We start from the raw sequence: 11,523 nt of genomic DNA, 5'->3' as shown, positions 1-11,523 counted from the left end.
CCCGTCACCCCAGCGGCGCGCCGCCGTAAACTCCCGCCCCACCCCCCGAGCCGCCATGCGCTTCGCCCTCGCCCTCCTCCTCGTGTTCGCCGTCCTCGGGATCCTGCTGGCGACCCGGCCGGAGAACCTCCAGAACGACGTGGCCCTCGCCCTCCCGTTCACGAGCATCACCTGGGTCGGGCCGGTGCTGTGGATGCTGGCGGGGTGGTTCGGGGCCGGGATCCTGGTCGGCTACCTGATCGCGCTGCCCGGCCGCATCGGGGCCTCGCGCCGCGCGCGCCGCGTCGAAAAGGAGCTGGGGCAGACGCGCACTGTGAAGGAGAAGGCCGTGGGCCACCTCAACACGCCCGAGCCGGCGCCCCACCCGGGCGCCCCGACCGAGGCCGACGAGATGCAGCGGCTGGCGGACGAGGTGGCGCGGCGGACCGAAACCGTCAAGCGCGACCCGCCGCCGGCGTAGGTGGCCCGCCGACCACCCCGCCCACCCGACGGGCGCCGCGACTGGGACGTCGGCGAGCAGATCGCCGGGCGGCTCCGGGAGGCCGGCCGCGAGGCCGGGCAGCTCCTGGCCCCGCTCACGCCCCGCGTGCCCCGGCTCGTCGAACGGAGGTCGCACGCGCTCGGGCGGGCGCCCGGTCTCCTGGTCGTGCCCGAGGCGCCGGTCCGCCCCGCCCGCGTCACGGCGTTCCACTACACCGAGGGCGGCGTCGAGGAGCACGACGGGCTCTCGGCCGAGGCCGCCCGCGCGCTCGCCGACCGGCCCGGCGTGACCTGGGTCGACGTCGTCGGCGTGGCCGACGTGGCGACGGTCGACGCCGTCGGGCGCGCGTTCGGGCTCCACCCGCTCGTCGTCGAGGACCTCGTGCACACGACGCAGCGGCCGAAGATCGAGACCTACGACGAGACCCTCTTCGTCGTCGCGCGGATGGTCCAGGCCACGGACGCCGACCCCGAGGCGGCCTACGCGACGGCCGGCGAAGACGCCCCGGGCCACCTGATCGAGCAGGTCTCGCTCGTGCTCGGGCCGGGCTGGGTTCTCTCGTTCCAGGAGGCCGAGGGCGACGTGTTCGACGCCGTCCGCGACCGGCTCCGCCGCGGCGTCGGCCGCATCCGCGCGAGCGGGGCGGACTACCTGCTCTACGCGCTCCTCGACCTCGTCGTCGACCACGTGTTCGTGACGCTGGAGCGGATGGGCGACGCGACGGAGCGGCTCGAGGCGCAGGCGCTGGACGACCCGGACCCGGCGGTTCAGGCGGCGATCTCGGCGCTCCGCCGCGAGGTCGTCGTGCTGCGGCGGTCGGTGTGGCCGCTCCGCGAGGTGCTCGCCCGGCTCCAGGACGAGGACGTCCTGTTCGTCGAGGACCGCACGCGGCCGTACCTCCGCGACGCGGCCGACCACCTCGTCCAGGCCATCGAGATCATCGAGTCGCTCCGCGAGGTGCTCGCCTCCACCAACGACCTCTACCTCTCGGCGCTGGGCACGCGCCAGAACGAGGTGATGAAGGTGCTGACCGTCGTCGGCACCATCTTCCTCCCGCTCGGCTTCCTCACCGGGCTCTACGGGATGAACTTCGACGACATCCCCGAGCTCCACTGGCGCTACGGCTACTTCGCGCTCCTCGGGGTGATGGCGCTCGTCACGGTCGGCGCGCTCGCGTACTTCCGCAAGAACGACTGGATCTGAGGGGGAAGAGGGATGGGGGATGCGGGATGGAGGGATGGCCGGCCGGTCGTTGCCGCCCCGCCCTCGCCACACGGGGCGGGGTGGTGCCAGCTGCCACACCGCGAGCCGCCCCGCCCGCGCCGCGCGGAGTGGGCACCGCGGGCGGGGTGGGGCGTTCCGAAGCGACACCGCCCTGTCCTTTGGGTCCGCCCTTTGGGTCCGCCCACCGAGCCTGCCATGCGCCTCCTCCCCCCCGCCCCGCTCCTCGTCGGCGCCGCGCTCGCGCTCGCCGCGTGCGGCACCGTCGTCCCGTACTCGCTCGCGCCGGAGTGGCTCGCGCCTGACCTCGTGCCGCCCACTGAGGCGTCGGCCGTGGTCGTGACGGGCGACGAGGCCGCGGCGCTCTCGGGGCGGACCGCGCTCGACGGGCGCGTCCTGGACGAGACGACCGGGCGGCCCGTCGCCGGCGTCGCCATCGCGGGCGGACGGGGCGGGGCGGCCGTCACGGACGCCGACGGCCGGTTCACGCTCGACGTCGACGCGGGCGGCGTGGCGCTCGTCGCCGAGCGCGCCGGGTACGCGCCGGCCGAGGCCGCGCTCCAGGTCGCGCCCGACACGCGGGCGGGCGTGCTCATCCTCCTCTCGCCACGCCTCACACCGAACGGGCGGGGAGGCTGAGGTCGCCGCCCCGCCCGCGCGCTACTCCTCCGACTCTGCGGGCGGGGCGGTCCAGGCGGCGTCCGTGCCGCGCCAGTACAAGAGGCCGCCCGCGTCGGCGCCGGCGACGATCTCGGGGTGCCCGTCGCCGTCGAGGTCGCCCAGCGTGGGGGCCGTCCGGCGGCGCCCGCCCGGGACCGCCCCGCCCTCCTCGAACCGGGGCGCCGTGGGCGAGCCCACGTTCTGGAACGTGAGGAGGTCGCCCCCGGCGGTGCCGACGACGAGGTCGAGGTCGCCGTCTGCGTCGAGGTCCGCGAGCGCCGGCGCGCTGTCCTGTCCCACGTCTTCGGGGAGGCCGATCGAGAGGGCGTAGGCGAGGTCCGTCGAGTCAGGCGCCCCGCGCCGGTCGGTGCGGAAGGCGGGGGCCTCGGCGGTGCCCGTGTTCCGGTAGAGGCGGAGGCGCCCGTTCGAGGCGCCCGTCACGAGGTCGAGGCGACCGTCGCCATCGAGGTCACCCAGCGCGCCCCGCCCGTACTGGCCGGCGTCGACGTTCTGGAAGCGCTCGTCCTCCACCTCGTAGGCCGGCGCCGAGGCCGAGCCCGTGTTGCGGAGAAAGGCGAAGCGGCCGTTGAAGCCGCCGACGAGGAGGTCGAGGTCGCCGTCCGCGTCGAGGTCCCCGAAGGTCGGGCCGTAGGCGCCGTAGTCGTAGGTCAGCGCGAGCCAGTCGTCGTCGGCCAGCTCGAAGGCCGGCGCGGCGTCGGTGCCCACGTTCTCGAACCGGGCGAGCCGAGCCCGGCTGGGGTCGTCGGGGTCAGCCTCGTTGCCAACGACGAGGTCGAGGTCGCCGTCGCCGTCGAGGTCCGCGAGCGCCGGCGCCGAGCGCGTGCCGACGTCGACGGCGCCGAGCAGGCGGTCCGTCCGCAGTTCGAGGGCGGGGCGGTCGGGGCTCCCCGTGTTCTCGAAGTAGAACAGGTTGGCGACCGCCGTCTGGCCTTGGAAGCACAGCCCGCGCTGGACGCCGACCACGAGGTCGGCGTCGCCGTCGCCGTCGGCGTCCCCGAACGTGGGCGCGTTGTAGCCGCCCGACGTGAGCGGCTGGCCCACGGGAAAGCGGTCGGCCTCCAGGCGGTAGTCGGGCTCGGTGACGGTCCCGGTGTTGACGAAGTAGAAGAGGCTGGGCGCGAAAAAGTCGCCCCAGAACAGGTCCAGCGTCGGCCCGCCGGCGAACGACACGAGGGCGATGGCGTTGGCGCCGTGGCGGACCGTCGGCCGCCCCGCCCCGCCCGCTCGGTCCGCCCCGCCCCGCCCCGCCCCGCCCGGCGCGGGCGGGGTGGAGCGCGCGCCCATTGTGCCGGGGACGATCGTGCCGGGGATGTTGGGGCTCGGCCCGCCGCACGACGGGTCCTCCTCGTAGACCTGGATGTCCTCGAACGTGTCGGTCACGAACGTGAACCGCGGCAGCCCGTCCGGCCCGACGCCGTCGTGGCGATGGTAGGTGATGGTCCCGATGTCGGCCTTGCCGGCGAGGAGGTCGGGGTCGCCGTCGCCGTCGACGTCGCCGAGGGCGGGGATCGACGAGTCCTCGACGGCGACCGGCGGGCCGCCCGTCGTGGTCAGCCCGTCGGCGGCCAGCTCGAAGCGGGGGAAGCCGGGTACCTCGCCCTCGCCCACGTTGCGCCAGAACCGGACGCGCCCGGGGTTTCCGCGCGTGAGCAGGTCGAGGTCGCCGTCGCCGTCGAGGTCCCCGAACGTGGACCAGTTGCCGGGCTCGACGCCGCCCAGGCGGTCGGTCCGCCAGACCCAGCCGTCGTCGGTCCGCTCGTAGAGCTGGAGGCCCGCCCCGCCCACGTTGACCACGAGGTCGGCGTCGCCGTCGTCATCGAGGTCGACGAGGGCGGGGCGCGGCTCGAAAAAGCCGCCGGCGAACGGGAACGAGACGTCCACCCCGCCCACGGCAACGGGAAACGGCGCGGCCTCGCGCTCGAACGACTGCGCGAACGCGGCGGGCGGGGCGGCCAGGGCGGCGGCCAGGATCAGCAGGACGGGGCGCACGGGCTGGGTGGTGGTGAAGGGGCGGGGCGGCTACGGCGAGTTGCGCAGGCGTTCGGCTCATCGGCAAGTCCGTAGAGGACCGCGCGCGTCTGGGGCTCCGAGCGGCGGCCCGCTGCGAAACTGTTTGGCAGGATTCCCCCTCCCCCATCGGGGGAGGGCTGGGGTGGGGGATAGACGTCGGAGCGGCCGCCGAGGGCGGGGCGGCCGCCCCGGGTCCCCCCTCCCGGCCTCCCCCCGCTGGGGGGAGGAGAATTGAGGTCGGCTACTAAACGGTCTCTGACTTAGTGACCCGCGGACTTTAGTGGTCTCCGTGGTCCATCGGGCCGTGGCCCGCGCCCGCCCCGCTCGGGAGGCGGACCGGCTCCAGGCCTGACGGGTAGGCCCCGAGCTGGACCACGCCGAGCACCTCGCCCGAGGGCGAGAACGCGGCCAGGTTGCCGAAGGCGCGGGCCTCCTGCGGCTGGCCGTCCGGCCCGTTGAACACGAACTCCGGCGTCCAGGCGCCGTCGAGGTTCGACGAGGTCACGAAAAAGCGCGAGCCGTCGACGGACGGCGCCGGGCTGTGCGGCTGCGAGAGCGGCGTGGCCTCGACGAGGCGGGCCGGCGCGCGCGTGGCGGCGTCGAGAATCGTGACGGTGTCGCCGCGCTGGTCGGGAATGAGGAGGTCCGAGCCGTCGTGGTTGGCGTGGGCGTGGTAGGGGCCGTCGCCGGCCGGCGCCGAGCCGGTCCTCACCAGCTCGCCGTCCTCGCTGAGCGTGAAGAAAAGGACCTCGTCCGTCGAGCGCGACGTGAGCGTGACCGTGTACGGGTAGCCCGCCCCGCCCTCGCCCATCGCGTGGTCGCCCATCGCGTGGCCCGCCATGCCGCCCATGTGGTGCGCGCCGAGGATGCTGAAGTGGATGAGCTCGCGGGGCTCGCCGTCCGAGGGGATCGGCACGATCGACGCGTCGCCGGTCTGGACGTCGTAGACGAGCGCGCGGCTGAGCGCCTGCGTGCCGGTCAGCTCGGCCGTGATCGCGTAGCGGCCGTCGGGCGTCGCGGCCAGCGCGTGGGGCACGTTGAACGGCGTGGCGACGAGCTCGACCTCCATCGTCTCGCGGTCGAGGACGCCGAACCCGTTCGCCAGCGGGTCCGAGAGCGTCGAGCGGCCGACGAAGAGGCGCTGCGACGACGGGTCGAGCGACATCATGCCGGGCGTGGCGAACGCGCCCCGCTCGGACTGCGCGAGGAGGACGGCCGGGCTCGACGGGTCGAGCGACAGGTCGAGGGCCACCTTGGCGACCACGCCCGCCGAGACGAGCGACACGTAGGCCGCGCTCCCGTCCGGCTCGAACGCGAAGTGGTGCGGCCCGTACGGTGCCGACGGGACGCCCAGCTCGTCGAAGTCGATGCGGCGGATCAGGCGGAGCGTCTGGGCGTCGACGACAGCTACGTGGTTCTCGCCCTGGACGCCGGCCAGCAGGAGGTCCGTGGCGTCGGCGAACGGGACGCGGCCGTCGGCCCCGCGCGCGCCGTCCTCGATCCACCGCGCGAGGAAGCGGAGCTCGTCGGGCTCCAGGTCGCGGAGGTTGGGGAACGGGATGGCCGCCGTCGCCGGCAGGTCGCGGACGAACCGGAGCATCAGGCTGCCCTCGGCGTCGAACGGGACCACGAACCCGCTCGGCCCCGCCATCACCACGTCGCCCAGGTCGTAGGCGGCCGGGTCCCCCGCCCCGCCCTCGGTCGCGGAGAGCACGTTGCGGGCCACGAGCAGCGGGCGGACGTACTCGTCGTAGTCCAGCGAGGCGACGGCGTCGTAGTCGACGCCTGCGGGGTCGAACGCCGCCGCCGCGGGCGGGGCGGCGGTCAGCGCCGGCGCGCCGCAGCCGGCGAGGGCGAACGCGCCGAGCGCGGCAACGGCGAGGGCAAGTCGGGGCATGGGCGGGTCGCTGGGGGGCGCGTCGAACGCGGGCGGGGCGGGGCCGTTCGGCCGCCCCGCCCCAACGCACGCGCGGGGCGGATCGGTGCGCGGGCGGGAGGGGGATGGGGAGAGATGCGGGATGGAGGGATGGGCAGAGAGCGACCACCGCCCCGCCCGGCGGCGACGTGGCGCGGGCGGGGCGGTAGCAGTTCGAGCCGCTCGTGGCGCGCCGCGACGAGAATCCGCCGACGGCCGCGGGGCGGCCCGGTAGCTTCCAGCCCCGCCTGCCACCGCGCCGTGCCCCGCCCCGCCCCGCTCCTGCCGTCCGGCCGCGTCGCCGTGGCCGCGCCGTCGTCGGCCGCGCTCGATCCGGCCGACGCCGAGGCCGGGCTCGCCGCGCTCCGCACGCGTGGGCTCGCCGTCGAGGCCGCAACCGTCGCGGGCGGGGCGGTCGGCTACCTCGCCGGGGCCGACGGCGCCCGCGCCGACGCCCTCAACACGCTCCTCCGCCGCGACGACCTGGACGCCGTCGTGTGCCTCCGCGGCGGCTACGGGCTGCTCCGCATCCTCGACCGGATCGACTACAACGCCGCGCGCGCTCACCGCCCGCTCGTCGTCGGCTACTCAGACGTGACGGCGCTCCACCTCGCGCTCTACGCCCGCGCCGGGCTGGCCGGCGTCTCCGGCCCGATGGTGGCGCCGGACTGGCCGGACCTCGACGCCGAGACCGAGGCCGCCTTCTGGCGCGTCGTGGGCGGGGCGGCCGGGTACGACCTGGCCGGGCCGGGCGCCGAGCGGCTCGCCCCGCTCCAGGACGGCGAGGCCGAGGGCGTGCTCCTGGGCGGCAACCTCGCGCTCACGGCCGCGCTCGTGGGCACGCCCTACCTCCCCGCCCTCGACGGCGCGATCCTGTTCCTGGAGGACGTCGGCGAGCCGCCGTACCGGATCGACGGGCTGCTCGCGCGGCTCCGCCTGGCCGGCGTGCTGGGCCGCCTGGGCGGCCTCGTGTTCGGCCAGTTCACGGGCGCCGCCCCGCCCGCCGACCGCCCCAGCCTGTCGGTCGACGAGGTGCTCGCCCACTATTCCACGTTCGTGGATGGCCCGGTCGCGACCGGGCTCGTCTACGGGCACGTTCCGCGCAAGGTGACCGTGCCCATCGGCGTCCGAGCCCACCTCGCGGTCGAGGGCGGGGCGGCGGCGCTGACGGTCCTGGACCCGGTGACGGCATGAGTGCAATAACAGTTCTGGGACTCGTCGCGGCCGCGCTCACGACGGGCGCCTACATCCCCCAGGTCGTCAAGACGTGGCGGTCGGGGTCGTCGGCCGACCTCTCGATGGGGACGTACGCGATCTTGCTGGCCGGCCTCGTCGCGTGGCTGGCGTACGGGATCGCCGTGGACGACCTCCCCATCATCCTGGCAAACGCGGTCACGATCGTGCTCGTCGGCGCCGTCCTGGCCCACGTCCTCCTCAGCCGACGCCGCGCCGCCGCCCGCCGCCGCGCGCCCTGACCGCCCCGCCCGCGCCTCGACCCGCGCCGTACGGGCGGGGCGGACCGCGGCTCGCCACCCCGCCCCTTGCCCGGTTTGCCCGTGCGCCTCGCCTTTTTCGCCTCCGGCGGCGGCTCCAACGTCGGCGCCATCCTGGACGCCGTCGACGCGGGCCGCCTGGACGCCGAGCCGGCCCTCGTGGTGACGGACCGGCCAGACGCCGGCGTCCTGGACCGAGCGGAGGCGCGTGGGCTGCCGGTGGCGGTCCTTTCCCCCGCCCGGTTCGACGGCGAGGCCGCGTTCGCCGACGCCCTCCTCGGCGCCCTGCGGGAGCACGACGCGGACGCCGTGGCGCTCGCGGGCTACCTCAAGAAAGTCCCCGACGCCGTCGTCGAGGCGTTTCGGCACCGCGTCCTCAACGTCCACCCGTCGCTCTTGCCCGCGTTCGGCGGGGCGGGGTGGTACGGGCGGCGCGTGCACCAGGGCGTGCTCAACGCCGGCTGCCGCGTGTCCGGGGCGACCGTCCACCTCGTCGACGGCGACTACGACACCGGCCCGATCGTGCTGCAGGAGGCCGTCCGCGTCGAGCCCGGCGACACGGCCGAGGCGCTCGCCGCGCGCGTGCTGGCCGTCGAGCACCGGATCTTCCCCGCCGCCCTCCAACTCCTCGCGCACGACCGGCTCCGCGTGGAAGACGGCCGCGTCACGATTACGGGTCCAGGGTTCAGGGCTCAGGGTTCGGTGGACGAACCGCCCCGCCCTGGTCAGAAAACCAGCGAACCCTGAACTCCTGAACCCCGAACCTTCCAATGATCGAAACCGCCGACCTCCCCGCCCCCGACGACCGCGCCCCGGTCCGCCGCGCGCTCCTCTCCGTGAGCGACAAGAGCGGGCTGGCCGAGTTCGGGCGGCGCCTCGCCGCGCTCGGCGTCGAGCTGCTCTCGACCGGGGGGACGGCCCGGGCGCTCCGCGACGCCGGCCTCGACGTGACCGACGTGGCCGACGTGACGGGCTTCCCCGAGATCCTCGGCGGGCGCGTGAAGAGCCTCCACCCGCGCGTCCACGGCGGCATCCTCGCGCGGCGCACGAGCGCGGCCGACCTCGCCGAGCTGGACGAGCACGGGATCGGCGCCATCGACCTCGTGGTCGTCAACCTGTACCCGTTCCGCGAGGCGGTCGCGAGCGCCGGCGTGACGGACGCGCTCGCGGCCGAGAACGTCGACATCGGCGGGCCGGGGATGCTCCGCGCGGCGGCCAAAAACTTCGCCTTCGTCGGCGCCGTCGTCGACCCGGCCGACTACGACGCGGTCGCCCAGGAGCTCGAAGACCACGGCGGCACGCTCGGCCTGGCCACGCGCCGCCGCCTCGCCCACGCGGCCTTCGCGCACACGGCCGACTACGACGCGGCCATCGCCGCCTACTTCGCGGGCGGGGCGGCCACGGGCGGGGCGGCGCCCGACACGGAGCCGGGCGGGGCGGACCACGACGCGACCGCCCCGCTCCCCGACGCCCTGTTCCTCGACCTCCCGCGCGCCGAGGCGCTCCGCTACGGCGAGAACCCGCACCAGGTGGCGGCGCTCTACGGCGACCCCGCCGCCCGCTACGAGGCGCTCCACGGTAAGGCGCTGTCGTACAACAACCTCCTCGACCTGACCGCCGCGCTCGACCTCATCGCCGAGTTCGACGCCGCCCCGCCCACGGTCGCCATCCTCAAGCACACGAACCCGTGCGGCGTCGGGCAGGCCGAGGACGCCGCGGGCGGGTTGGAGGCCGCCTACCACAAGGCGTTCGCGACCGACCGCCAGAGCCCGTTCGGCGGCATCGTCGTCGTGAACCGGCCGCTCGACCGGGCGACGGCCGAGGCCATCGACGCCGTGTTTACGGAGATCGTCATCGCGCCCGCGTTCGAGGACGGCGTGCTGGCGTTCCTGGAGCAGAAGAAGAACCGGCGGCTCGTCCGCGCGCGGCCCCGCCCCGCCCGCCCCACGCCCGTGCTGCGGAGCGTGGCCGGCGGCGTCTTGGTCCAGACGCCCGACGGGCCGCTCGCACCGGCCGCCGAGCTGCGGGACGCGTGGACGGTCCCCACCGAGCGCGCGCCGACCGAGCGGGAGTGGACCGACCTCGACTTCGCGTGGCGCGTGTGCAAGCACGTCAAGTCGAACGCGATCGTCTACGCCCGCGACGGGGCCACGCTGGGCATCGGGGCCGGGCAGATGAGCCGGATCGACGCGAGCGAAGTCGCCGTCGCCAAGGGCGCCAAGAGCGGGCTCGATTTTGCCGGGTGCGTCGTCGCCTCGGACGCCTTCTTCCCGTTCGCCGACGGCCTGGAGGCCGCCGCCGAGGCCGGCGCCGTCGCCGCCGTGCAGCCGGGCGGGTCGGTCCGCGACGACGAGGTGGTCGCGGCGGCCGACGCCCGCGGCCTGGCGATGGCGTTCACCGGGCGCCGCCACTTCCGCCACTGACGGCCGCCCCGCCCGGAGAGGACCGGCGCCGAGCGCTCCACCCCGCCCGCATTCGACGGGTGGAGCCCGCCCGCCGCCGGCCCCCGCGGGCGGGGCGGAAAATCCATGCGCGGCGCCCCGGACTGCCCCGGGCGCCCTGTCGTTAGCTTGGGGGCGCCGCGCGCCGCTGCACTCCCGACCCTTCGCTCCACGGGTGGCGTGGACCGCCGGCTCGTCCCCCGCCCCCGACCGGCGCCCGCCTGCCCGCCCCGCCCGTGCTCAACCCGTTCTCCGTCGACATCGCCATCGATCTCGGCACCGCCAACACCCTCATCCACGTCCGAGACAAGGGGATCGTGCTCAACGAGCCATCCATCGTCGCCATGGACCGGCGCTCGGGGAAGCCGGTCGCGATCGGCCAGGAGGCGCTCATGATGCACGAGCGGACCCACAAGGACATCGAGACGATCCGGCCGCTCAACGACGGCGTCATCGCCGACTTCTCGGTGGCCGATGCCCTCATCCGCGGGTTCATCAAGCGCGTCAAGCCCGGGTTCATGACGTCGATCGGGCGGATGGTCATCTGCGTCCCCTCGGGGATCACCGAGGTCGAGCGCCGGGCGGTCAAGGACGCGGCCCAGAACGCGGGCGCCCGCCAGGTCATGCTCATCGACGAGCCCATGGCGGCGGCCATCGGGATCGGCCTCCACGTCCAGGAGCCGGTCGGCAACATGATCGTCGACATCGGGGGCGGGACGACCGAGATCGCCGTCATCGCCCTCAACGGCATCGTCGTCGACGAGTCGATCCGCGTCGGCGGCAACGAGCTCGACGAGGCCGTCATGCAGTACTTCAAAAAGCACCACAACCTGCTCATCGGGAGCCGGACGGCCGAGCGGATCAAGTGCGAGATCGGGAGCGCGCAGAAGCTCGAGCCCGAGCTCGAGCTCTCGGTCAAGGGCCGCGACCTCGTGACCGGCGTGCCCAAGGTCCGCGTCGTCTCGTCCGAGGACGTCCGCGAGGCGCTCCGCCCGTCGGTCAACCAGATCGCCGCGGCCGTCGTGCGCGCGCTGGAGCGGACCCCGCCCGAGCTCGGCGGCGACGTCCTCGAGCGCGGCATCATGCTGACCGGGGGCGGGGCGCTGCTCAAGGGCCTCGACGACTACCTCCGCGAGCGGACCGAGCTCCCCGTGTTCTCGGCCGACGATCCACTCACAGCCGTCGTCCGCGGGACGGGCTCGGTCCTCGAAGACCTCGACGGCTTCATGCCCGTCCTCTCGCCGAACTAGGACCCCGCGGGCCGGTGAGTCTGCGGCTCAG

Annotated in this window: 10 protein-coding genes; 8 read left to right on the top strand and 2 right to left on the bottom strand. The window is 75.1% G+C overall.

Annotated features, from left to right (window positions below; all coding sequences use genetic code 11):
* The first annotated feature begins 55 nt into the window (after positions 1–55).
* From RM540_RS02815 to RM540_RS02805, 3 genes are all read left to right on the top strand, one after another.
* Positions 56–460 carry a LapA family protein gene (locus tag RM540_RS02815; RefSeq protein WP_311661932.1) on the top strand — a complete coding sequence of 135 codons (405 nt, stop codon included), beginning with the start codon at positions 56–58 and terminating at the stop codon, positions 458–460.
* Complete coding sequence (gene corA, locus RM540_RS02810) at positions 461–1,684, top strand: magnesium/cobalt transporter CorA (RefSeq protein WP_311661931.1); 1,224 nt, start codon at positions 461–463, stop codon at positions 1,682–1,684.
* 216 nt (positions 1,685–1,900) lie between these two features.
* Positions 1,901–2,341, top strand: a complete 441-nt coding sequence (locus tag RM540_RS02805) for a carboxypeptidase regulatory-like domain-containing protein (RefSeq protein WP_311661929.1) — start codon at positions 1,901–1,903, stop codon at positions 2,339–2,341.
* A 21-nt stretch (positions 2,342–2,362) separates the two neighbouring features.
* On the opposite strand, the gene RM540_RS02800 is transcribed toward RM540_RS02805, so the two are convergent.
* Positions 2,363–4,372, bottom strand: coding sequence for an FG-GAP-like repeat-containing protein (locus RM540_RS02800; protein ID WP_311661927.1), 2,010 nt, complete (start codon positions 4,370–4,372; stop codon positions 2,363–2,365).
* A gap of 298 nt (positions 4,373–4,670) precedes the next feature.
* Positions 4,671–6,290 carry a YncE family protein gene (locus RM540_RS02795; protein WP_311661925.1) on the bottom strand — a complete coding sequence of 540 codons (1,620 nt, stop codon included), beginning with the start codon at positions 6,288–6,290 and terminating at the stop codon, positions 4,671–4,673.
* 279 nt (positions 6,291–6,569) lie between these two features.
* On the opposite strand from RM540_RS02795, the gene RM540_RS02790 reads away from it, so the two are divergent.
* The 5 genes from RM540_RS02790 to RM540_RS02770 all read left to right on the top strand — a co-directional run bounded on the left by RM540_RS02790 (position 6,570) and on the right by RM540_RS02770 (position 11,492).
* Positions 6,570–7,502 (top strand): S66 peptidase family protein, encoded by a 933-nt coding sequence (locus RM540_RS02790; protein WP_311661923.1) that lies wholly within the window; start codon positions 6,570–6,572, stop codon positions 7,500–7,502.
* A complete protein-coding gene (locus tag RM540_RS02785; protein ID WP_311661921.1) occupies positions 7,499–7,783 on the top strand; it encodes a SemiSWEET family sugar transporter in 285 nt (94 codons plus the stop codon). The genes RM540_RS02790 and RM540_RS02785 overlap by 4 nt, the downstream gene beginning before the upstream one ends.
* A gap of 81 nt (positions 7,784–7,864) precedes the next feature.
* The gene (gene purN, locus RM540_RS02780) at positions 7,865–8,548 is read left to right on the top strand and encodes a phosphoribosylglycinamide formyltransferase (protein ID WP_311661919.1); all 684 of its coding nucleotides are present in this window, start codon (positions 7,865–7,867) and stop codon (positions 8,546–8,548) included.
* A 23-nt stretch (positions 8,549–8,571) separates the two neighbouring features.
* A complete protein-coding gene (gene purH, locus RM540_RS02775; RefSeq protein WP_311661918.1) occupies positions 8,572–10,224 on the top strand; it encodes a bifunctional phosphoribosylaminoimidazolecarboxamide formyltransferase/IMP cyclohydrolase in 1,653 nt (550 codons plus the stop codon).
* 254 nt (positions 10,225–10,478) lie between these two features.
* Positions 10,479–11,492 (top strand): rod shape-determining protein, encoded by a 1,014-nt coding sequence (locus RM540_RS02770; protein WP_311661917.1) that lies wholly within the window; start codon positions 10,479–10,481, stop codon positions 11,490–11,492.
* Positions 11,493–11,523 lie beyond the last annotated feature (31 nt).

Origin of the sequence: Rubrivirga litoralis (assembly GCF_031846415.1) — a bacterium.
Classification (GTDB): Bacteria; Bacteroidota; Rhodothermia; order Rhodothermales; family Rubricoccaceae; genus Rubrivirga; species Rubrivirga litoralis.
Note: the sequence above shows the minus strand (reverse complement) of the source record. Positions and strands in the feature narration are given on the sequence as shown.

Bases quoted from the DNA above. Each gene is read 5' to 3' on its own strand.
- RM540_RS02815 (WP_311661932.1), top strand. From the start codon at position 56: ATGCGCTTCGCCCTCGCCCTCCTCCTCGTGTTCGCCGTCCTCGGGATC.
- RM540_RS02805 (WP_311661929.1), top strand. From the start codon at position 1,901: ATGCGCCTCCTCCCCCCCGCCCCGCTCCTCGTCGGCGCCGCGCTCGCG.
- RM540_RS02795 (WP_311661925.1), bottom strand. From the start codon at position 6,290: ATGCCCCGACTTGCCCTCGCCGTTGCCGCGCTCGGCGCGTTCGCCCTC.
- RM540_RS02785 (WP_311661921.1), top strand. From the start codon at position 7,499: ATGAGTGCAATAACAGTTCTGGGACTCGTCGCGGCCGCGCTCACGACG.
- purH (WP_311661918.1), top strand. From the start codon at position 8,572: ATGATCGAAACCGCCGACCTCCCCGCCCCCGACGACCGCGCCCCGGTC.